The following is a 20634-nucleotide window of genomic DNA, read 5'->3' on the forward strand; positions in this document are numbered from 1 at the left end:
GCGTGGCGGCTGGGCCGCGGGCGGCGACTTACGCCTTGATCGTGCTCGATCCTGGATGTAGTTGCCTCCTGCCGCGAGGTGGGAACTACATCCAGGATCCAGCGCGATCATGGCCCGGCGGGGCGGGGCGGGGCGGGGCGGGGTTCGGTGGTCAGCCGGTGGTGGGGAAGAGGCGGGCGTGCAGGGCGGCCGGGTTGGTGACCTCGGGTAGTTCGCGGGCGGCGAGCCAGGCCGCGGCGGCGGCCCCGTCGCCGGCGGTGCGCAGCGGGGCCTGCGGCCAGCGCCGGCCGACCTCGGCCCGGACGGCGGCGGCGAGCGGGGTGTCCCCGGTGAGCAGCCCGCCCCCGAGGACGACCGGCGTCACCGCCGCGGGCGGACGGATGCGGTCCACGCTCTCGGCGAGGTGCGCGGCGGCCTCGGCCACCAGCGCGCCGGCGACGGGTTCGCCGTCGGCGGCGGCGGTGACGACCAGCGGTGCCAGCCGGGCCAGCTCGACCGGGGGACGGCGGGTCACCGCCTGGATGGTGGCGTCCACGGTGTCGCGGGGGCGGGGGGCGATCTCGGCGCTGCCCATCAGCTCGGTGAGCACCGCCGTGGTCAGCGCGCCCGGGGTGCGGCCGGCGTCCAGGTCGGCGAGCAGCCGGCGGACCGATTCGCGGCCCAGCCAGAAGCCGGACCCGGCGTCGCCGAGGAGCCAGCCGTGGCCGTCGGCGACCCGGTCCAGCCGCAGGTCGCGGACCTGGGCGGTGATCGCGCCGGTGCCGGCGATGAGGACCGTGCCGTCCGGGTCGGCGGTGCCGGAGGCGTAGGCGACCAGGGCGTCGCCGTGCACGGCGTACGGGCAGCGCAGGCCGGCGTCGTGCCAGGCCCGGTCGAAGGCGGCTCGTCCGGCCGGGTCGGCGAGCAGCCGGGCCGCTCCGGCCAGCCCGATGGTGCCGGCCGCCACCCGGTCGGGGTCGACGTCGGCGAGTGCCCCGCGCAGGGCGGTCAGCAGTTCGGCGGCGGCCCGTTCGGCACCGTGACTGGTGGGGTTGCCGCCGCCGGCGCGGCCGGTGCCGAGGCGTTCGCCGGTCAGGGTCAGGGCGGTCGCCCGGGTGGACGTACCCCCGACGTCGAGACCGACCACGACGGTGTCGGACATCGGCACGGGCCTCCTTGCGGTGGGCGGCGACGGGCTCATTCATGCTGGTCGGTGCCGTCCCACACGGCAAGATCCGACGGGCTCGGCGAGCAGTGCGCCAGGTAACAGTTTGAAAACTTCGCCCACAGTCTTGACACAGAGGGGCCTTCAGTAAGAACTTTTACCACTAACAGTTAACAGTCTTTTCGGAAAGGTGAGGCGTCGCATGGTTGATCACGAGGTGGACACCGCCGCGGGGACCGCGGTGGTCGACGCCGACGCGTTCGACCGGCGGAGCACACTCGGATCGGCCTCCGACGGGGTGCTGGCCCGCGTCCGCAACGGGCTGGCCGACCTGACCGGCGCGCTGCGCCGGGTCGCGGAGCACGTGCTCAGCGACCCGGAGGCCGCCGCCCGATCCACCATCGTGGAGCTGGCCGAGCGCAGCGGCACCTCACCTGCGACCATCACCCGCTTCTGCCGGGCGATGGGCTTCGAGGGCTACGCCGACCTGCGGCTGGGCATCGCCTCCGAGACCGGCCGGGCTCGCTCGGCCGGCTGGACCGTCGACATCGGCCGCGAGATCCAGCCGAGCGACCCGCTGGCCCGGGTGCTCGACCAGATCATGGCCGCCGACACCCGGGCCATGCACGACACCGCCACGCTGCTCGACCTCGCCGAGGTGGAGCGGGCCGCGGTGGCGATCGCTGGCGCCAGTCGGGTGAACATCTTCGGTGCCAGCGGCAGCGCCCTCGTCGGCGAGGAGATGCAGTTCAGCCTGCACCGCATCGGCGTGGCCGCGTGGGCCTGGAACGACGTGCACGAGGGGCTGGCCAGCGCCGCGCTGCTGCGCGCCGGCGACGTGGCGCTGGGCATCTCGCACACCGGGCAGACCCGGGAGACCATCGAGATGCTCGCCGAGGCGGGCAGCCGCGGCGCCACGACCATCGCGCTGACCGGCTTCCCCCGCTCGCCGTTGGCCGAACTGGCCGACATCGTGCTGCTCACCGCCAGCCAGGCGACCACGTTCCGGCCGGACGCGCTCTCCGCCCGGCACCCCCAACTGGTGGTGCTCGACCTGCTCTACATCGCCGTCGCGCAGCGCACCCACGACCGGGCGCACGCGGCCTTCCGGCGTACCGCGCAGGCCGTCGACGGGCACAAGGCCGCGAAGGGAGCCGTCTCATGATCAGCGCCCAGGGGTACGTGGACGCGGTCCGCCCGGTGCTCGACCGGCTGCTCGACTCCGAGGCCGACGGGATCACCCGGGCCGCCGACCTGATCGCCGAGAGCCTGCGCGCCGGCGGTGTGCTCCAGGCGTTCGGCGCCGGGCACTCCGAGGCGTTCGCCGCCGAGCTGGTCGCCCGGGCGGGCGGGCTGGTCCCCACCAACCGGCTCTCGGTGCGTGACCTGGTCGTGCACGGCGACGCCCCGCCGGGCGTGCTCGCCGACCCGAAACTGGAACGCGACCCCTCCATCGCCCACCAGATCTACGCGCTCGCGGCGCCGCAGCCGCGCGACGTGTTCGTGGTGGCGTCCCAGTCCGGCATCAACGGCTCGGTGGTCGAGCTGGCGGCGCTGGTCACCGAGCGCGGTCACCCGTTGATCGCGGTCACCTCCGTCGAGCACACGGCACGGGTCGCCCCGCGACACCCGTCCGGTCAACGGCTCGCCGACCTCGCCGACGTCGTGCTGGACAATGGCGCGCCGTACGGCGATGCACTGCTGCCGCTCGAGGGCGGCGGCGCGGTCTGTGCGGTCTCCTCGGTCACCACGGCGCTGTTGGCGCAGCTGCTGACCGCGGAGGTCGTACGACGGTTCCACCAGGCCGGAGAGGTACCCCCTATCTACCTCTCCGCCAACGTCCCCGGCGGGGACGAGCACAACATCGCCCTCGAGTCGCGGTACGCCGGTCGCCTCCGGCGCACCGCCTGACCCGAAATTCCACAAGGAGAGACGACGATGTCGATTACCCCCGAGCACCCGGCAGCACTCGACCGTCGCACGGTGCTGCGTCGCGCCGCCGCCGTGGGCATGCTCGCCACTCCGGCCATCGGCCTGCTCAGCGCCTGCGCCACCAGTGGCGACGACGGTAACAACGAGCAGGCCTCCGGCGGCACCAAGAGCGCCACCAACCCGCTGGGCGTCAAGGAGGACGCCCCCATCGAGGTGGTCATCTTCAACGGTGGCTACGGCGAGAAGTACGCCACCGACGTGCACGAGCCGCTCTACAAGAAGGCGTTCCCCAAGTCCGAGGTCAAGCACCAGGCGACCCAGGCGGTCTCCACCGTGCTCCAGCCGCGGTTCGCCAGCGGCAACCCGCCGGAGTTCGTCAACAACTCGGGTGAGAAGTTCCTCGACTTCGGTGCGCTCGTCAACGACGGCCAGCTGCAGGACCTCACCGAGCTGTGGGACGCGCCGTCGGTCGACGACGCGAGCAAGAAGGTCCGCGACACGATCATCCCGGGCGTCGTCGAGCAGGGCATGTTCAGCACCGCGGACGGGCAGCGCAAGCCGTTCGTCCTGTACTACGTCTCGACGGTCTACGGCATCTGGTACTCGGGCAAGCTGTTCAAGGACAACGGCTGGACCGCGCCCACCACCTTCGACCAGTTCAAGGCGCTCTGCGAGCAGATCAAGGCCAAGGGCATCACCCCGTACGGCTACGCCGGGGCGAACGCGGCCTACTACCAGTGGAACGTGATCCTGAGCCAGGCCGCGAAGATCGGCGGCCCGGACGTGCTGAAGAACATCGACAACCTGGAGGACGGCGCCTGGCAGCAGGACGCCGTCAAGCAGGCCGCGGAGGCGTGGGCCGAGATCGGCGCGAAGTACTCGGACAAGAGCTTCGAAGGGCTCAAGCACACCGACGTGCAGCTGCGGCAGAACCAGGGCAAGGTCGCCTTCTACCCGTCCGGCGACTGGCTGGAGAACGAGCAGAAGAAGGACACGCCGGCGGGCTTCACCTACCAGCTCATGCCGGTGCCCAGCCTCACCGCGTCGGACAAGCTGCCGGCCACCGCCATCCGGGCGGCCGGTGGCGAGGGATACTTCGTCTCGTCCAAGAGCAAGAACCCGCGTGGCGGCATGGAGTACATGCGCCAGATGCTGTCGAAGGCGGGCGCCCGGGGCTTCACCGAGACCGTCGGTGCGGCCACGGTCGTGCCGGCCGGCAGCGAGGGCTTCCAGTTCCCGCCGGGTGTCGCCAGCGCGCAGGCGGCCCTGAAGGCGGCCGGCAAGGACGTGTTCAACATGCTCTTCGACAACTGGTACAAGGAGCTCGACACGGAGGCGCGGACCGCCACCAACGAGCTGATGTTCGGCCGGATCAAGGCGGACGCCTTCGTGGAGCGGATCCAGAAGCGCGCCGACGCGATCAAGAAGGACACCTCCGTCACCAAGTTCAAGCGCTGATCGGAGCGTAGGGGTCATGCGGCACGGCAAGTATCCGTTCGTGATCGGGTTCCTGTTCGCCCCGGTCGCGCTGTACGTGACCTTCGTGATCGCGCCGTACGCACAGGCGTTCCAGATCTCGATGACCAACTGGCGGGGGCTGTCCGCCCCGCAGTGGGTGGGCTTCGACAACTACCGGAGGCTCCTCGACGACGGCAGCTTCTGGAAGGCGGTCCAGCACCACGGCGTACTGCTGCTTGCCCTGCCGCTGATCACCATCGCCATCGCGCTGTTCTTCGCCTTCCTGCTCAACGTGGGCGGGCGGAGCAGCGGCGGGCAACGCCAGGGGGTCTGGGGGTCGAAGTTCTACCGGGTGGTGTTCTTCTTCCCCCAGGTCCTGGCGGTGGCCATCATCGCGGTGCTGTTCCAGATGGTCTACCGGCCCAACGAGTCGGGCCTGATCAACGGCGTGCTGATGAAGCTCGGCTTCGATCCGGTGCTCTTCCTGATCCGGCCGAACCTGGCCCTCTGGTCGATCATCGCGGTGCTGGTCTGGCAGGCGGTCGGTTTCTACGTGGTGCTCTTCTCGGCCGGCATGGCGTCCATCCCGGGTGAGATCTACGAGGCCGCCGAGATGGACGGCGCGACCAAGGTGACGCTGTTCTTCCGGGTCACCCTGCCGCTGCTCTGGGACACCCTCCAGGTGGCCTGGGTCTACCTGGGCATCGCGGCGTTCGACGCGTTCGCCATCGTCGCGGTGCTCTCGGTGGACAGTGGCGGCCCGGACGGCGCCACCACGGTCCTCGCCATGGAGATCTACCGCAACGCGTTCGTGTACTCGAAATACGGCTACGCCTCCGCCATGGGTGTGGCCCTGTTCTTCCTGACCCTCACGTTCGCGGCGCTGACGCTGCGGCTCAGCAAGCGGGAAAGCGTGGAGTACTGATGAACCCGCAGTCGACGCTGCCGCCGACGCCGGCGGCGCTACCGCCGAAGACCGGAGACCCCGGCGCCTCCACCGGACGGGGCCGGAAGGGCCCCCGATCGGAGGTACGGCTCTTCGCCGGCCTGGGGCACGTCGCGCTCGCCGTGTGGGCGGTGATCGTGATCGTGCCGATCCTCTGGACGTTCCTCGCCGCGTTCAAGAACACCAGCGAGATCTTCAGCAGCCCGTGGACGCTCCCGGCGGAGTTGCGCTGGGAGAACTTCGGCCGGGCCTGGACCAAGGCGAACGTCGGCCGGTACTTCCTCAACAGCGTCATCGTGGTCACGTGCAGCACGTTCGGCACGATGCTGCTCGGGTCGATGGCGGCGTACGTGCTGGCGCGGTACAAGTTCTGGGGCAACCGGGCGATCTACTACCTCTTCGTCTCCGGGTTGGCCTTCCCGGTCTTCCTGGCCCTGGTGCCGCTCTTCTTCGTGGTGAAGAACCTGGGCCTGCTGGACACCCACACCGGCCTGGTGCTGGTCTACATCGCGTACTCGCTGCCGTTCACGATCTTCTTCCTGGCCGCGTTCTTCAAGACGCTGCCGTCGTCGGTGGCCGAGGCCGGGTTGATCGACGGTTGCGGGCACACCCGGCTGTTCTTCCAGGTGATGATGCCGATGGCGAAGCCGGGCCTGATCAGCGTGGCGATCTTCAACATCATCGGTCAGTGGGCGCAGTACCAACTTCCCCTGGTGCTGCTCTCCAACGCCAAGGAGAAGTGGGTGCTCACCCAGGGCATCGCCGACATCTCGGTCAACGCCGGCTACGAGGCGGACTGGTCCGGGTTGTTCGCCGCGCTGACCATCGCCATCCTTCCGATGATCATCGTGTACGCGGTCTTCCAGCGTCAGATCCAGGCCGGCCTCACCTCCGGCGCCGTGAAGTAGACCGACACCCGACGCACGCCGGCCCGGAGCGGGTGGTCAGGACGACCACTTCCTCCGGGCCGACGTGCGCTCGTCGGTGTGCCAGGAGTGCCACAGGGCCGCGTACGCCCCACCGGCCGCGACGAGGTCGTCGTGGCTGCCGATCTCGGTGATCCGGCCGTCCGCCAGGACGGCGACCCGGTCGGCGTCGTGCGCGGTGTTGAGCCGGTGCGCGATCGCGATGACGGTCCGCCCGACGAGCACGGCGGCCAACGCCCGCTCGGTACGCCGGGCGGTCGTCGGATCGAGCGCGGCCGTTGCCTCGTCCAGGATCAGCGTGTGCGGGTCGGCCAGCACCAACCGGGCCAGCGCCAGTTGCTGCGCCTCGGCCGCGCCGAGCTGCCGGGCACCGTCGCCGAGCGCGGTGTCCAGGCCGTCGGGCAGGTCGGCGTACCAGTCGGCGCCCACGGTGGCCAGCGCGGAGCGCATCTGCTCGTCGGTGGCGTCCGGGGCGGCGAAGGCCAGGTTGTCGCGCACCGAGCCGATGAAGACGTGGTGTTCCTGGGTGACCAGGGCGATCCGGCGACGCCGCTCGGCCGGGTCGAGGTCGGTGACCGGGCAGCCACCGATGCTGACGACACCGCGGCGCGGTGCGTCGATCCCGGCCAGCAGCCGGGCCAGGGTGGACTTGCCTGCCCCGGACGGGCCGACGACGGCCAGCCGCTCGCCGGGGCGTACCTCCAGGTCGATGCCGTGCAGCACGTCGTGCCCGCCGGCGTACGCGAACCGCGCCTGGCGCACGACGAGTCGCTCACCTCGCGACTCCGCCGTCGTGCCGGGCGGCTCCGGCGGGACCAGGCCGACGCCGAGCACCCGGGCGAAGGACGCCAGCCCGCGCTGGGCCTGCTCGGTCCACTGCAGCAGCCGGTCCAGCGGCTCGATCGCCTGCTGAAGGTAGAGCGCGGCGGCGATCACCGCGCCGAGCGAGACCATGTCCCGGGAGAGCAGGTACCCGGCGACGAGCAGAACGATGGCGATCGGCAGCGGATAGCTGGCCTCCACCACCGAGAAGAACACGGTCCGCAGCGCGAGGGTCGCTCGCCGGGCCCGCCAGACGCGCGCGATGCGGGTGGTGCCGTGCTGGATCCGGTCGTCGGCCAGCCGCAGCGCCTCCACCGTCCGGGCACCCTCGGCGGTGGTGGTCAGCGTCTCGGTCAGTTCGGCCGCCGCCGCCCCCTCGGTGAGGTAGGCGGAGCTGGCCCGCCGCAGGTACCAGCGGGTCACCGCCAGGATCGACGGCAGCCCGGCCAGCGCCGCCAGTCCGAGCAGCGGGTGGAGCAGGAAGACCGCCCCGAACAGCAACGTGAGCTGCACCGAGGCGATGACGATGGTGGGCACCACGTCCCGGACGGTGGTGCCGACGGTCGCGACGTCGACCGAGCTGCGGGTGGCCAGGTCCCCGGAGCCGGCGCGCTCGACGACCGAGACGGGCAGGCCGAGGGTCCGGGCGACGAACTCCTCGCGCAGTTCGGCGACGGCACGCTCACCGAAGCGGTGGCCGGCGTACTGGGCGTACCGGGAGAGCAGCGCGCTCACCAGCACGCAACCACCGATCGCCAGCGCCAGCCGGTCCACTGTGGCCACGTTCGCGCCGGCCGTGACCCGGTCGACGATGGTGCCCAGCAGCCAGGGCGGGGCGAGCCCGGCGACCGCGGCGGCGCTGTGCAGCACCAGCACGACGCCGACCGCGCGCCGGTGCCGGCCGATCAGGTCGCGCAGCGCGCGGCGGACGGTGTGACGCTCGGCCACCGGCAGCCGGCTCACGGGCGGACTCCTTCGGCGTCGGCGGACCGCTCGACGGCGGGGTCGCTGTCGCGGGCCACGAGGTGCCGGTAGCCGGGATCCTCGTCGAGCAGGTCCGGGTGGGTGCCGGTGGCGACGATCCGGCCTTCCGCCAGGTGGGCGACGACGTCGGCCCGGCTGAGCAGCAGCGGCGACGTGGCGAGCACGACCGTGGTCAGCCCGGCCCGCGCGGCACGCAGCCGCTCGGCGATCCGCGCCTCGGTGTGCGCGTCCACCGCCGATGTCGGGTCCACGAGGATCAGCACCTCCGGCTCGGCGAGCAGCGCCCGGGCCAGGCGTACCCGCTGGCGTTGGCCGCCGGAGAGCGAACGGGCGCGGGCGTCGATCACCGAGTCCAGGCCGGCCGGCAGCGCATCGACGACATCCTCGGCCGATGCGGCCCGCAGCGCCGCGCGGATCCGGGCGTCGTGGGCCTCCGGCCGTGCGTCGTCGTGGGCCTCGGGCCGGGGGAGCAGGATGTCGCGCAGCGTCCCGGCGAAGAGGTACGAGTCGTGGTCGGCGACGAGGATCCGGGCGCGGATCTCGTCCAGGGCGATCCCGGTCAGCGGAGTGCCGCCCCAGGTGCAGGAGCTGGCCACGTACCGGCCGAGCCGGTCGGCCAGTGCCAGCGCCGCCGCCGGGTCGTCGGCGGCCACGCCGGTCAGCCGGCCGGCGCGGACGGTCAGCCCGGTCACCGGGTCGTGCAGGTCGGCGGGGCCGTCCGGCGCGACCCCGACATCCGGCCTGCGCGCGTCGGGTACGGCGTTCGGGCCTCGCCGACCCGGGCCGCCGACGTCGTCCGGGCTCAGGTTGAGCAGGGCGACGATCCGCCGGGCGGCGACCCGGCCACGGATCAACTGGTAGCTGCCCTCCAGCAGGAACCAGACCGGCACGATCAGGGTCGCCACGTAGCCGTAGACGGCGACCAGTTCGCCGATCGTGACGTCGCCGGTGACCGCCATCCGGGCCGTGAGCCACACCACCGCCGCCAGGAACAGCCCGGGGATGGCGACCGTCGCCGCGTCGATCCAGCTGTTGACCGCGCCGACGCGGTACCCCTCGGCGAGCAGGTCTTGGGATCTGGCCGCGTACCGGCGGGCGAAGAGGTCCCGGCCGCCGACCCCGGCGAGCACGCGCAGCCCGGCCACGATGTCGCCGGACCGGGCGGTGAGCGCGCCCTGCTGCTTGCGGTAGACCGACTCCGCGCGTTCGAGGCGGCGCAGCAGAGGCCCGACGACCAGCGCGACCGCCGGCACTCCGACCAGCACGCAGAGCGCGAGCAGCGGGGAGATCGACCAGAGCAGCACGGCGATGACCGCGTACGCGACGACCGCGCCGACCCCTGGGCCGGTCAGCGTCAGCACCTGCGCCGACCAGTCGATGTCGGAGCCGCCGATGGTGGCGACCTCGCCGGCGGCGGCCCGCCGTGGCAGCGCGGCGCCGATGCGGGAGACCTGGCGGAGCACGACGGCCGCCGAACGGGCCTTGGCGTCCTCCCGGATGAAGGTCATCGTGCGGTGCCGCATGGTGCCCAGGTACGACAGCCCGCCTCCCGCGACGACGATCGCCGCGACCCAGAGCGCCAGGGCACGGGTGTCGCGGTTGCGCAGCCCGTCGTCGACGGCGCGGGCGATCAGGTAGGGCCGCAGCGACAGCCCGACCATCCAGGCCGTTCCGAGCAGGCTGCCGCGAACCACCCGCCAGGGCTGGCAGCGGACCAGCCACCAGAGGTAGCGCATGGGCCCCCTGGTGTCCGGAACGCCGGGGTCGGGGTGTGGGATCTGCGGGGGCATCTGGCCACGCTACCGATCTCTGCCACGACCCACCGACCCGTTTACGCGCGCCCGACCCCGTGTCTGGCCGGTTCGCGGTAGAGGCGCCCGGCCGATGTCACAGGGGCGAGGCAGAATCGCATCCGTGCTGGTGGCGGTGGTGGCGGATGAGCGGGGTGGGGGAGAGCTGCGCCCGCTGGACGCCGCCGGCCACCCCAACGGTCCGACCGAGATCGTCACCGACCTGGCCGCGGCGGTGGCAGCGCGGGAGGCCGCCGAGCATCCGCGCTGGGTCTGGCCGGCCGCCGGCACGGTCTATCCGGCCCTGCTGCGGGCCGGGGTGCGCGTCGAGCGCTGCCACGATGTGGAGCTGACCGAGGCATTGCTGCTCGGCCACGCCGGCCGCTGGGGCGAGCCACGCTCGTTCGCCGCCGCCTGGGCCCGGCTCAGCGGCGCGCCGGTGCCGCCGGATCCGCCGCCGCGCCCCGCCGCTCCGCCCGGGCACGGTCAGGGCGCGCTCTTCGACGCGCTTCCGGGGCCGGCGGGTCCGGGCATCGAGGCCCTGATCCAGGTGTACGCCGACCAGCTCGTCCGGGTCGCCGCCACCGAGCACCCGGGCCGGTTCCGGTTGCTCGTGGCCGCCGAGTCGGCCGGTGCGCTGATCGCGGTGGAGATGGGCGTCGCTGGGCTGCCCTGGCGGGCCGAGGTGCACGACGCCATCCTCGGTGACCTGCTGGGTGAGCCGTCCCCGGTCGGCGGCCCGCCGCGCCGGCTGGCCGAGCTGGCCTCCCGGATCGCCGACGCGTTCGGCGTCCGCCGGCTGCACGCCGACTCCCCGGCCGAGCTGCTGAAGGCGTTCGCGCGGGCGGGGGTGGAGCTGCCCAACACCCGGGCCTGGGTGCTGCGGGGGGTGGACCATCCGGCGGTGCCGTTGGTTCTGGAATACAAGGAGCTCTACCGGATCTGGACGGCGCACGCCTGGTCCTGGCGGGAGCAGTGGGTGCGGGACGGGCGGTTCCAGCCGGAGTACGTCCCGGGCGGGGTCGTCTCCGGCCGGTGGGCCACGCGGGGCGGTGGCGCGTTGCAGATCCCCAAGGTGATCCGCCGGGCGGTGGTGGCCGATCCGGGCTGGCGGTTGGTGGTCGCCGACGCCGGTCAGTTGGAGCCCCGGGTGCTGGCCGCGGTCTCGGGTGACGCCCGGTTGGCGGCGGCGGGCGGGGCCGGCGATCTGTATGCCGCCCTGGCCCGGGACTCCTTCGCCGGTGACCGGGCCAAGGCCAAGGTGGCCCTGCTCGGCGCGATGTACGGGCAGACGGGCGGGGCCGCGGTGCCCGCGTTGGCGGTGCTCAAACGCAGCTACCCGACGGCGTTCGGCTATGTCGAGGCGGCGGCGCGCACCGGTGAGGCGGGCGGCCTGGTGCGCTCGTGGCTGGGGCGCACCTGCCCGCCCGGCTCGGCCGGGTTCGGCGACCCCGACGACGCGCCCACCGACCCGGACGGCGCGGCCGACCCGCAGGGTCCCCGGGCTCGCGCCGCCCGGTCGCGGGGGCGTTTCACCCGGAACTTCGTCATCCAGGCCACCGCCGCGGAGTGGGCCTCCACGCTGCTGGCGACGTTGCGCACCGAGCTGGCCGGCACCGACGCCGAGCTGGTCTTCTTCCAGCACGACGAGGTGATCGTGCACTGTCCGGCGGTGCAGGCCGAGGCGGTGGCGGCGGCGGTGGGCCGCAGCGGTGAGCGGGCCACGAGCCTGCTGTTCGGCGAGACTCCGGTGCGGTTTCCGCTGGATCTGTCCATCGTCGACTGCTACGCCGACGCGGCATAGCGCACGATTTTCCTATTTGCCCCGCTACCCGGGGCCGGCCGTACTCGTTGCATCCGGTGTCCGTAGGACGGGACGGACCGGGCACCGCCGTGCCCGGTCCGCTCCACGGTGGAGGGGGCGCAGCTGAACCGGATCGCAGGAATGATCATCGCCGCGGGCGGGGGCCGCCGCATCGGTGGTCCCGAGGCGCTGCTGCACCAGGGTGAGAAGCCCCTGGTCAACCAGATGATCGACACGATGACCCAGGCGGGCTGCGAGCAGATCGTGGTCGTGCTGGGTGCCGCCGCTGACCAGGTGCGAGAGACCGCCGACCTGGGCAGGGCCACAGTAGTGATCAACAAGGCGTGGGGCACCGGGGTCGGCTCGTCCATCCGGGCCGGCCTGGCCGCCATGGACGACGACGGGATCGAGGCGGTGGTGGTGGTCCCGGTCGACATGCCGGGCCTGACCGCCGTCGCGGTCCGGCGGGTGGCCGCGCTGCCGTACCCGGACGTGCTGGTCTGCGCCACGTACGACGGGCTGCGCGGCTACCCCATGCTCTTCGGCCGCCGGCACTGGCCCGGGATAGCCACCCTCGCCAGCGCCGACGTGGGCGCGCGGCCGTACCTGCTCGCCCACAAGGACCAGATCGTCGACATCGCCTGCGACTCGGTGGCCGACGGCAGCCGGGTCGACACCCCGGAACTGATGGCGCTCTACGGGCTGACCGTCCCGCCGCAGCGCGTCGGCGTCTGAGCGCCGGCCGTGACCCGGCCGGCCGACCTGCTGGGCAGATGCCCGTCGGGTCGGCCGCCGCGTCACGGCGGTCGCCGTCAGTCCGTCGGCTGGTCGGGCGTGCCGGTCTCGGCCAGGCGCCGGTACCAGTGCGCGCTGTCCTTCCAGGTGCGCTCCTGGGTGTCGTAGTCGACCCGGATGATGCCGAACCGCCGGTCGTAGCCGTAGCCCCACTCGAAGTTGTCCAGCAGCGACCAGACGAAGTAGCCCCGGACGTCCGCGCCCTGCTCGCGGGCGTCGGCGACGGCGGCGATGTGCCGGCGCAGGTAGTCGACGCGCCGCTCGTCGTGCACCGTGCCGTCGCCCGACACCACGTCGTCGAACGCCGCGCCGTTCTCGGTGATCATCAAGGGCTGGCCCGGGTACTCCCGTCGCAGTCGCAGCAGCAACTCGGTCAGCGCGGCCGGGTCGATGTTCCAGCCCATCGCCGTGTGCGGGCCGGGCTGGGGCAGGAAGTCGACGTCGTCGGCACCGACCCACGGTGAGTGCGCCGAAGCGCCGTGACCGTCGGCGTCCGAGCGGGCCGAGTGCCCGTCCCAGGCGCGGACCAGGGTGCTGGAGTAGTAGTTGACGCCGAGCACGTCCAGCGGCACGGCGGCCACCTTCTCGTCGCCGTCGCGGACGAACGACCAGTCGGTGACGCTCGCCGTGTCGGCCAGCAGGTCGGCCGGGTACGCCCCGCTCAGCATCGGCCCGAGGAACGACCGGTTGGCCAGCGCGTCGATGCGCCGTACCGCGTCGGCGTCCGCCGTCGAGCCCGACGCCGGCCGGATCACGTGCAGGTTGAGCGTCACCGACAGCTCGGCCGTCGGCGCCAACTCCCGCACCACCCGCCCGGCCAGGCCGTGCGCCAGGTTGAGGTGGTGCACCGCCGCCAGTGCGGCGGCCGGTTCGGTACGCCCGGGCGCGTGCACGCCGGAGGCGTACCCCAGGTACGCCGAGCACCACGGCTCGTTCAGCGTGGTCCAGGTGTGCACCCGGTCGCCGAGCGCGGCGACGATCCCGGCCGCGTACTCCTCGAAGCGCAGTGCGGTCTCCCGCGCCGGCCACCCGCCCGCGTCCTCCAGCTCCTGCGGCAGGTCCCAGTGGTACATCGTGGCCACCGGGCGTACCCCGCGCTCCAGCAGGCCGTCGACCAACCGGGAGTAGAAGTCCAGGCCGGCCTGGTTGAAACGGCCGGCGCCACCCGGCTGCACGCGGGGCCAGGAGATGGAGAACCGGTACGCGCCCAGGCCCAGCCGGGCGATGTGGTCCAGGTCCTGCGGCCAGCGGTGGTAGTGGTCGGCGGCCACGTCACCGGTGTCGCCGTTGTACGTCCGCCCGGGGGTGTGGCTGTAGGTGTCCCAGATGGACGGGCCGCGGCCGTCCTCGGTGGCGGCGCCCTCGATCTGGTACGCCGCCGTGGCCGAGCCCCAGACGAAGCTCTCCGGGAAGGTCCGGGACGTCATCGCGCCGCCACCTCCGACCCGGACACCACGCAGTGGTACGCCGACGAGGCACCCGCCACCAGTTCGGCGGTGGCGACGCCGTCGCGGAAGCTGACCTCGAACTCCGCGCCCGGCCCGTTCCCGGGCGACGGGATCCGTACCCGTTGGCGTTGCCCCTCCGCCGGTGTGTAGAGCCGCAGGTGCACGTCGTCCGCCCATTCGTAGTCCGGCCGGTCGGAGCGTGCTCCGAACGGGATGATCGCGCCCGGCCGGGCGAGCACCGGCAGGCTGTCGAACTCGTGTTTCTCGGTGACCCAGGCCGGGCCGGTGAGCTGCGCGCCGGTGACCAGGTGGGTCCACGTGCCGGCGGGCACGTAGAAGGTGACCTCCCCGTCGGCGCTGAGCACCGGCGCGACCAGCACGTCGGAGCCGAGCATGTACTGCCGGTCCAGGTGCGCCGCGGCCGGGTCGTCCGGGAACTCCAGGATCATCGGCCGCATCATCGGAACCCCGTCGCGGTGCGCCTCCTGCGCCGCGCCCGCCAGGTACGGCATCAGGCTGAGCTTGAGCCGGGTGAAGTGCCGCAGCACGTCCACGGCCTCCTCGTCGTACGCCCACGGGACCCGGTACGAGCCGGAGCCGTGCAGTCGGGAGTGCGAGGAGAGCAGGCCGAAGGCGATCCACCGCTTGAACACGGCCGCGTCGGGGGTGCCCTCGAAGCCGCCGATGTCGTGGCTCCAGTAGCCGAAACCGGATGCGGCCAGGGACAGCCCGCCGCGCAGCGACTCGGCCATCGCGACGAACGTCGACTCGCAGTCGCCGCCCCAGTGCACCGGGAACTGCTGGCCGCCGGCGGTGGCCGAGCGGGCGAACAGCACCGCCTCACCCTCCCCACGCTCGGCCTCCAGCAGCTCGAAGACCGCCTTGTTGTAGAGGTAGGAGTAGTAGTTGTGCATCCGCTGCGGGTCCGAGCCGTCGTGCCACACCACGTCGGTCGGGATGCGCTCACCGAAGTCGGTCTTGAAGCAGTCGACGCCCATGTCCAGCAGGGCCTTGAGCTTCCCGGTGAACCAGTGGACCGCGTCCGGGTTGGTGAAGTCGACGAGCGCCATGCCGGCCTGCCACTTGTCCCACTGCCAGACCGACCCGTCGGGGTTGCGGACCAGGTAGCCGGCCTCGCGTCCCTCCTCGAACAGGTACGAGCGCTGCGCGATGTACGGGTTGATCCAGACGCACACCTTCAGGTCGCGCTCGTGCAGCCGGCGCAGCATCCCCTCCGGGTCGGGGAAGGTCGCCGGGTCCCAGACGAAGTCGACCCAGTGGAACTGGCGCATCCAGAAGCAGTCGAAGTGGAACACCGACAGCGGCAGGTCCCGCTCGGCCATCCCGTCGACGAACTCGGTCACCGTCTTCTCGTCGTACGAGGTGGTGAACGACGTGGACAGCCACAGGCCGTACGACCAGGCGGGGACCCGCGCGGGCCGGCCGGTGAGCGCGGTGTAGCGGCGCAGTACGTCCTTCGGGGTGGGACCGTCGATGACGTAGTAGGTGAGCGACTGGCCTTCGACGCTGAACTGGGTCTGCGTGACCACCTCGGAGCCGACCTCGAAGGAGACGTGCTCCGGGTGGTCCACGAACACCCCGTAGCCGGCACTGCTGAGGTAGAACGGCACGTTCTTGTACGCCTGCTCGCTGGCGGTGCCGCCGTCGGCGTTCCAGATGTCGACGGTCTGGCCGTTCTTCACGAACGGGCCGAACCGTTCGCCCAGCCCGTACACCGTCTCGCCGACACCGAGGGCGAGCCGCTCGTGCACGTGCCGGCGGCCCTCGCCGTCGGTGACGATGCCGACGCTGCGTTCGGTGGAGGCGGTGACCAGCCGGTCGCCGTGCAGGAAGTCGACCCGCCACCCGTCGATGAGCGCGACTCGGGCGGTCAGCTCGCCGGTGGTCAGTGAGGCGGTGATGCCGGTGACGTCGATGGTGACCGGGTGCTCGTCGTCGGTGGTCAGCCCGAAGCGGGGCTCCTGGGGCAGCCCGCCGCTGTGGTGGCCGATGGTCACCCCGACGACGCCGGGGGCGGGGGAGAAGAACCGGACGGTGACCACCGGCCGGTTGAGGGTGTCGCCGCGCCCGGTGATCTGACCGGCCGGCGCGAAGACGGTGAAGCCGCGCTCGTCCGGCTCGACCGATTCGACGGTGCCGGGGCGCAGCACGCTGACCCCCGGGCGCAGTTGCCAGTACCCGTCGGTGAACTTCACTTCTCGGCTCCTGCCGTGATGCCGCGCGCCAGAGTGCGCTGGAAGATGAGGAAGAAGAGGATGGCCGGCACGAGGCTGATCAACGCGCCGGCGTTGGTGGTCGGGGCGTCCATCAGACGGTCGCCCTGCAACGACGCCAGCGCGACCGGAATGGTCTGCGTCTGGTTGTCGATGAGCATGACCAGCGGGATCAGGAACTCGTTCCAGGTCCAGATGAAGAAGAAGATGAGCAGCACCGCGAGGGTGGGCCGCAGGTTGGGAAAGACCACCCGCCACAGGATGGTCCACTTGCCGGCGCCGTCCAGCGCGGCCGCCTCCAGCAGCGAGCGCGGGAACGTGCCCATGACCGAGGCGAGCAGGTAGGTGCCGAACGCGCTCTGGATGACGGTGAAGATGATGATCACCGACAGTTGGGTGTTGTAGAGACCGACCTGCTTGGCGACGTAGTAGAGCGGGTAGATCAGCGCCTCCTGCGGCAGCATGTTGGCCAGCAGGAAGAGCCCGACGATCCAGAGGCGCCCGCGCACCCGGCCGATGCCCAGGGCGTACGCGTTGAGCAGTGAGACGGCGACGCCGAGCACCGCCACGGAACCGGCGATGAGGGTGGAGTTCCAGAGCTTCAGCGGGAAGTTGACCGTGGTCCAGTACGTCCGCAGGCCCGTGGTGTAGAACTCCGTGGGCCAGCTCAGCGGGCCGCCGTTGGAGTAGTCGCTGGGCGATTTGAACGCGTTGAGCAGCATGAACGCGAACGGCACCAGCATCACCAGGGCGCCCAGTGTGACCAGGGCGAGCACCACCCAGCGGCCGGCACCGCGGTGGTGCCGGTCGCGGACCGGTGTGGCGCGGATCGTGGCGGGGGCGCGGTCGACGGGAGTGAGCGTCACGGCCATGTCAGATCCCCCGGTCCCGGCGCTCGCTGCGGTACTGCATCCCGATGAACAGCACGGCCACCACCACGATGATCAGGGTGAGCACGGTGGAGATCGCGGAGCCGTAGCCGACCTGGAGCTTCTTGAAGAACGTGTAGTACGCGAAGTACGACGGCACGTTGGTGGCGTTCTCCGGGCCGCCCCGGGTCAGGGCGAAGATCGGCCCGAACACCTTCAACGCGGCGATGGTGCAGGTCAGGGCCACCACGAAGGTCTCCGGCCGGATCTGCGGAAGGGTGATCGCCCGGAACCGGTGGAGCCAGTTCGCGCCGTCGACCTCGGCCGCCTCGTACAACTCCGGGTCGACCCGCTGCAACGCCGCCATGAAGACGACCACCGGGTAGCCGATCTGCACCCAGATCATCACCGCCATCACGGCGGGAAGCGCGGTGCCCGGGTCGCCGAGCCAGTCGTGGCGCAGCGCGCCGAGACCGACCGAGTCGAGCAGGCTGTTGAACGCGCCGTCGGGGCGCAGGATCCAGCCCCAGACGATGCCGGCCACCACGACGGGCAGCACCTGCGGCAGGTAGAACGCGGCCCGCAGCGCGGCGGCGGTGCGCGGCCGGAACCGGCGGCCGATGATGTCGAAGAGCACCGAGGCGAGCAGCAGCCCGAGCAGGGTGGGCACCACCACCATCGCGACGATCATCGCGACGGTGTTCCGGAACGACGCCCAGAAGACCTCGTCGTGCAGCAACTGCTGGTAGTTGTCCAGGCCGACCCAGGTGGGGTCGCCGATCCCGGACCATTTGGTCAGCGACAGATAGACGGTGCCGACCAGCGGTGCGCCGATGACCAGGACGAAGAGCACCGCTCCGGGCAGCAGGTAGAGCCAGTACGCGGCGTTGCGGCCGGGACGCTTCTTCCCGGGTGGGGGTTGGGTCGGGGTGTCCGCCGGGCGTGCGGCGGCGACGGTCTCGGAGACTGCCATGGAAGTTCCTTCCCGGACGGAGCGGGCGGACGCGCCGGTCGTGCCGGTCGCGCCCGCCGCTCGCCGCGTCACTTGCCGGTGATCTCCTTGACGCCGTCCGCGTACGGCTTGGCGATCGAGTCGAGGACCTGGTCGGGTGACTTGGAGCCGTTGATCAGGCCCTGGAAGCCGGAGACCAGCACGTCGTAGTAGCCGGGGACCGGCCAGTCCGGGTAGAAGGCCAGGCCGTCCTGCTTGCTGACCGTGTTGAAGTCCTCGATCAGCTTGCGGTCCTTCGGGTCGCTGATCCTGGTCGGGTCACCGGCGACCGGGACACCACCGTTGTTGCCGATCAGGTCCTGGATCTCCGGACGCAGGGTGATGTCGATGAAGTCGTACGCCAGGCCCTTGGCCTTGCTGGTCGCCGGGACCACCCAGAGGTTGCCCGACGAGCCGGCCTGCAGGGTGTTGCCGGGGAAGAGGAAGGTGTCCCAGTTGGCCTTCATCTCGGCCTTGAACCGGCCGTACCACCAACTGCCGGAGACGATCATCGGGGTCTTTCCGCCGATGAACGCGGTGCCCATGTCCTCGGCCTTGAGGCTCGCCGAGTCCTTGGCGACGTAGCCCTTCCGCACCCAGTCGGCGAAGGTGACCGCGCCGGACTTCAGCGGGTCGGCCGTGAAGTCCACCGGGTTCTTGTAGAGCTGGTAGTTGTCGACGAACTGCCGGTCCGCCTTGGCCAGCGCCAGCTGGTAGAAGAGCTGACCGGCGGGGTACTCGGCGCCGGCCATGCCCAGCGGGGTGACGCCCTTGCCGACGAAGGTGTCCATCGCGGCGGTCATCTCGGCCATGGTGGTCGGCACCGTGACGCCGTGCTGCTGGAAGAGGTCCTTGTTGTAGTAGACCGTCACGTACTCGCCGTAGTTCGGCACGCCGAACCAGTTGCCCGAGCCCATCACGCCCTTGTCGCTGTAGCGGGCGGTGGTCTGCAGGCTGGGGCTGAGCTTGCCGGCCCAGCCACGCTTGTCGGCCTCGGCGCTCAGGTCGGTGAGCAGGCCCTGGGAGGAGAGCAGGCCGGCCGTCGCGTTGCCCTTGTTGTACTCCATGATGTCCGGGCCCTCGGACGAGTTGATGATCATGCCGGCGTTCTGCTGGATCTGCTCGAACGCCTTGCGCTCGAAGCGCACCTCGACGCCCGGGTGCTCGGCCTTGAAGATCTCGATCGCCCGGTCCCAGGCGACCCCCATGGCACTGTTGGCGCTCTCGTAGTGCCACAGCTTGAGGGTCTTGGCCCCGCTGTCGGCCCCGCTGTCCCCACCGCCGCACGCGGCCACGGTGGTCGTCGCGGTCGCCGCCAGGGCGATCGCGGCGACGATCCGGCGGAATCGCTGCATTGCTATCCTCCTCGTTGAGTATCTAGCCGGTACTTCACTGGGCCCGTCGTCGCGTTGCAGCGCGGCGGCGGGCCGTTTCAGCTGGTCAACCCCCGTCATCCGGTGGCCGGCCGGTTGCGTCCGTCGTCGGCCGTCGTGGCACGGCGGTCGATCCCCGGATCTCCAGCGCGCACGGCAGCAGTTGCTGGTGACGCTCGTCGCCGGTCCCGTCCAGGTGGCGCAGCAGCGCCTCGATCGCGATCCGGCCCATCGCCGACCCGGGCGACGTCATCGCGGTCAGCGCCGGGGTGGCCAGCTCGGCGACCTGCGGTGAGGTGACCATCGAGACGACCGAGACGTCGTCGGGCACCGAGAGCCCCCGGCCGGTCAGCTCACCGAGGATGCCGAAGATCGCGGTCTCGTTCATCGCCAGCACGGCGGTCAGCTCGGGGGCCCGCGCGAACGCGGCGGCCAGGGCGGCCCGCCCGCCCGCGGCGCTGTCCTCCGCGGGGATCATCAAGGGCTCCAGGCCGTGCCCGGCCATCGCCGCGACGAACGCGTCCCGGGTCCGCAGCGCCGGGCCGTAGCCGCTGGCAAGGGTGGCGGCCGAGTGGTTGACGTAGACGATGCTCCGGTGGCCGAGCCCGACCAGGTGGGCGACGGCCTCCCGCACGGTCTGCTCGAAGTCGATGTCGACGTAGGAGAGCGCGGTGGTGTCGCCGGTGCGCCCGATCAGCACCAGCGGAACGCCGGCCTCCTGGAGCACGGTGACCCGCTCGTCGGCGAGCTGCACCTCCATGAGCACGACACCGTCGAGCATCCGTTGGCTGGCCAGCCGCCGCAGGTCGTCGAGGTCGCCGCCGCCGACGGGAGACAGCACGAGGTGGTAGCCGGCGGCGCTGGCAGCGGCGGCGGCGCCGGTGACGAAGGCGGTCTCGGTCGCGCCGAGGCCGCGCTCGTCCATCGGCATCAGCAGGCCGAGGATCCGGCTGCGCCGGCTGGCCAGGCCGCGGGCCATGGCGTTGGGCTGGTAGTCCAGCTCGGCCATCGCGGCGAGCACCTTGTCGCGGGTGGCCTGGGAGATCGGCCGGGTGCCGGTGAGCACGTACGAGACGGTGCTGACCGAGACCCGGGCGAGGCGGGCGACGTCGTGCATG

The 20634-nt window shown here is 71.8% G+C and carries 16 protein-coding genes; 7 read left to right on the top strand and 9 right to left on the bottom strand.

Annotation, left to right across the window (positions count from 1 at the left end):
- Positions 1-151 precede the first annotated feature (151 nt).
- A complete protein-coding gene (locus tag ACTWLT_RS25425; protein WP_445320521.1) occupies positions 152-1141 on the bottom strand; it encodes an N-acetylglucosamine kinase in 990 nt (329 codons plus the stop codon).
- A 205-nt stretch (positions 1142-1346) separates the two neighbouring features.
- Between ACTWLT_RS25425 and ACTWLT_RS25430 the strand changes: the two genes are divergently transcribed.
- From ACTWLT_RS25430 to ACTWLT_RS25450, 5 genes are read left to right on the top strand one after another with little or no spacing between them, the layout of a single operon-like run.
- A complete protein-coding gene (locus tag ACTWLT_RS25430) occupies positions 1347-2309 on the top strand; it encodes a MurR/RpiR family transcriptional regulator (RefSeq protein WP_252418322.1) in 963 nt (320 codons plus the stop codon).
- Entirely contained in the window at positions 2306-3055 is a 750-nt protein-coding gene (locus ACTWLT_RS25435) for a sugar isomerase domain-containing protein (RefSeq protein WP_252418321.1), read from the top strand. Before ACTWLT_RS25430 ends, ACTWLT_RS25435 begins: the two co-directional genes overlap by 4 nt.
- A 27-nt stretch (positions 3056-3082) precedes the next feature.
- Positions 3083-4534 (top strand): N-acetylglucosamine/diacetylchitobiose ABC transporter substrate-binding protein, encoded by a 1452-nt coding sequence (ngcE, locus tag ACTWLT_RS25440; protein ID WP_445320522.1) that lies wholly within the window; start codon positions 3083-3085, stop codon positions 4532-4534.
- Between the two features lie 16 nt (positions 4535-4550).
- Entirely contained in the window at positions 4551-5459 is a 909-nt protein-coding gene (locus ACTWLT_RS25445; RefSeq protein WP_445320523.1) for a carbohydrate ABC transporter permease, read from the top strand.
- Entirely contained in the window at positions 5459-6388 is a 930-nt protein-coding gene (locus ACTWLT_RS25450; RefSeq protein WP_445320524.1) for a carbohydrate ABC transporter permease, read from the top strand. The genes ACTWLT_RS25445 and ACTWLT_RS25450 overlap by 1 nt, the downstream gene beginning before the upstream one ends.
- A 36-nt stretch (positions 6389-6424) precedes the next feature.
- On the opposite strand, the gene ACTWLT_RS25455 is transcribed toward ACTWLT_RS25450, so the two are convergent.
- Together ACTWLT_RS25455 and ACTWLT_RS25460 are read right to left on the bottom strand one after the other, a co-directional pair.
- Positions 6425-8191, bottom strand: a complete 1767-nt coding sequence (locus ACTWLT_RS25455) for an ABC transporter ATP-binding protein (protein WP_445320525.1) — start codon at positions 8189-8191, stop codon at positions 6425-6427.
- Positions 8188-10002 (bottom strand): ABC transporter ATP-binding protein, encoded by a 1815-nt coding sequence (locus ACTWLT_RS25460; protein ID WP_445320526.1) that lies wholly within the window; start codon positions 10000-10002, stop codon positions 8188-8190. The genes ACTWLT_RS25455 and ACTWLT_RS25460 overlap by 4 nt, the downstream gene beginning before the upstream one ends.
- A 94-nt stretch (positions 10003-10096) precedes the next feature.
- Here ACTWLT_RS25460 and ACTWLT_RS25465 point away from each other — a divergent pair, with 94 nt between their 5' ends.
- Both ACTWLT_RS25465 and ACTWLT_RS25470 read left to right on the top strand, forming a co-directional pair.
- Positions 10097-11806, top strand: coding sequence for a bifunctional 3'-5' exonuclease/DNA polymerase (locus ACTWLT_RS25465; protein WP_445320527.1), 1710 nt, complete (start codon positions 10097-10099; stop codon positions 11804-11806).
- Positions 11807-11947: 141 nt separating this feature from the next.
- Positions 11948-12541, top strand: coding sequence for a nucleotidyltransferase family protein (locus ACTWLT_RS25470; RefSeq protein ID WP_445320528.1), 594 nt, complete (start codon positions 11948-11950; stop codon positions 12539-12541).
- A gap of 77 nt (positions 12542-12618) precedes the next feature.
- On the opposite strand, the gene ACTWLT_RS25475 is transcribed toward ACTWLT_RS25470, so the two are convergent.
- The 6 genes from ACTWLT_RS25475 to ACTWLT_RS25500 form a co-directional block, all read right to left on the bottom strand.
- The gene (locus tag ACTWLT_RS25475) at positions 12619-14028 is read right to left on the bottom strand and encodes a GH1 family beta-glucosidase (protein ID WP_445320529.1); all 1410 of its coding nucleotides are present in this window, start codon (positions 14026-14028) and stop codon (positions 12619-12621) included.
- Positions 14025-16265, bottom strand: a complete 2241-nt coding sequence (gene yicI / locus ACTWLT_RS25480; RefSeq protein WP_445320530.1) for an alpha-xylosidase — start codon at positions 16263-16265, stop codon at positions 14025-14027. The genes ACTWLT_RS25475 and yicI overlap by 4 nt, the downstream gene beginning before the upstream one ends.
- A complete protein-coding gene (locus tag ACTWLT_RS25485) occupies positions 16262-17155 on the bottom strand; it encodes a carbohydrate ABC transporter permease (protein WP_445320531.1) in 894 nt (297 codons plus the stop codon). Before ACTWLT_RS25485 ends, yicI begins: the two co-directional genes overlap by 4 nt.
- A 1-nt stretch (position 17156) precedes the next feature.
- Positions 17157-18125 (bottom strand): carbohydrate ABC transporter permease, encoded by a 969-nt coding sequence (locus ACTWLT_RS25490; protein ID WP_445320532.1) that lies wholly within the window; start codon positions 18123-18125, stop codon positions 17157-17159.
- Between the two features lie 68 nt (positions 18126-18193).
- Positions 18194-19498: an ABC transporter substrate-binding protein gene (locus tag ACTWLT_RS25495; protein WP_445320533.1), complete on the bottom strand. Its 1305-nt coding sequence runs from the start codon at positions 19496-19498 to the stop codon at positions 18194-18196.
- Positions 19499-19583: 85 nt separating this feature from the next.
- A complete protein-coding gene (locus ACTWLT_RS25500) occupies positions 19584-20633 on the bottom strand; it encodes a LacI family DNA-binding transcriptional regulator (protein ID WP_445320541.1) in 1050 nt (349 codons plus the stop codon).
- Between the last annotated feature and the right edge of the window lies 1 nt (position 20634).

The organism is Micromonospora yongxingensis (assembly GCF_052601155.1).

What these genes read in the sequence shown, in the direction of transcription:
- ACTWLT_RS25425 (WP_445320521.1), bottom strand. Translation starts at nt 1,141, where the DNA reads ATGTCCGACACCGTCGTGGTCGGTCTCGACGTCGGGGGTACGTCCACC.
- ACTWLT_RS25430 (WP_252418322.1), top strand. Translation starts at nt 1,347, where the DNA reads ATGGTTGATCACGAGGTGGACACCGCCGCGGGGACCGCGGTGGTCGAC.
- ACTWLT_RS25435 (WP_252418321.1), top strand. Translation starts at nt 2,306, where the DNA reads ATGATCAGCGCCCAGGGGTACGTGGACGCGGTCCGCCCGGTGCTCGAC.
- ngcE (WP_445320522.1), top strand. Translation starts at nt 3,083, where the DNA reads ATGTCGATTACCCCCGAGCACCCGGCAGCACTCGACCGTCGCACGGTG.
- ACTWLT_RS25445 (WP_445320523.1), top strand. Translation starts at nt 4,551, where the DNA reads ATGCGGCACGGCAAGTATCCGTTCGTGATCGGGTTCCTGTTCGCCCCG.
- ACTWLT_RS25450 (WP_445320524.1), top strand. Translation starts at nt 5,459, where the DNA reads ATGAACCCGCAGTCGACGCTGCCGCCGACGCCGGCGGCGCTACCGCCG.
- ACTWLT_RS25460 (WP_445320526.1), bottom strand. Translation starts at nt 10,002, where the DNA reads ATGCCCCCGCAGATCCCACACCCCGACCCCGGCGTTCCGGACACCAGG.
- ACTWLT_RS25465 (WP_445320527.1), top strand. Translation starts at nt 10,097, where the DNA reads ATGTCACAGGGGCGAGGCAGAATCGCATCCGTGCTGGTGGCGGTGGTG.
- ACTWLT_RS25470 (WP_445320528.1), top strand. Translation starts at nt 11,948, where the DNA reads ATGATCATCGCCGCGGGCGGGGGCCGCCGCATCGGTGGTCCCGAGGCG.
- ACTWLT_RS25475 (WP_445320529.1), bottom strand. Translation starts at nt 14,028, where the DNA reads ATGACGTCCCGGACCTTCCCGGAGAGCTTCGTCTGGGGCTCGGCCACG.
- ACTWLT_RS25485 (WP_445320531.1), bottom strand. Translation starts at nt 17,155, where the DNA reads ATGGCCGTGACGCTCACTCCCGTCGACCGCGCCCCCGCCACGATCCGC.
- ACTWLT_RS25490 (WP_445320532.1), bottom strand. Translation starts at nt 18,125, where the DNA reads ATGGCAGTCTCCGAGACCGTCGCCGCCGCACGCCCGGCGGACACCCCG.
- ACTWLT_RS25495 (WP_445320533.1), bottom strand. Translation starts at nt 19,498, where the DNA reads ATGCAGCGATTCCGCCGGATCGTCGCCGCGATCGCCCTGGCGGCGACC.
- ACTWLT_RS25500 (WP_445320541.1), bottom strand. Translation starts at nt 20,633, where the DNA reads ATGCACGACGTCGCCCGCCTCGCCCGGGTCTCGGTCAGCACCGTCTCG.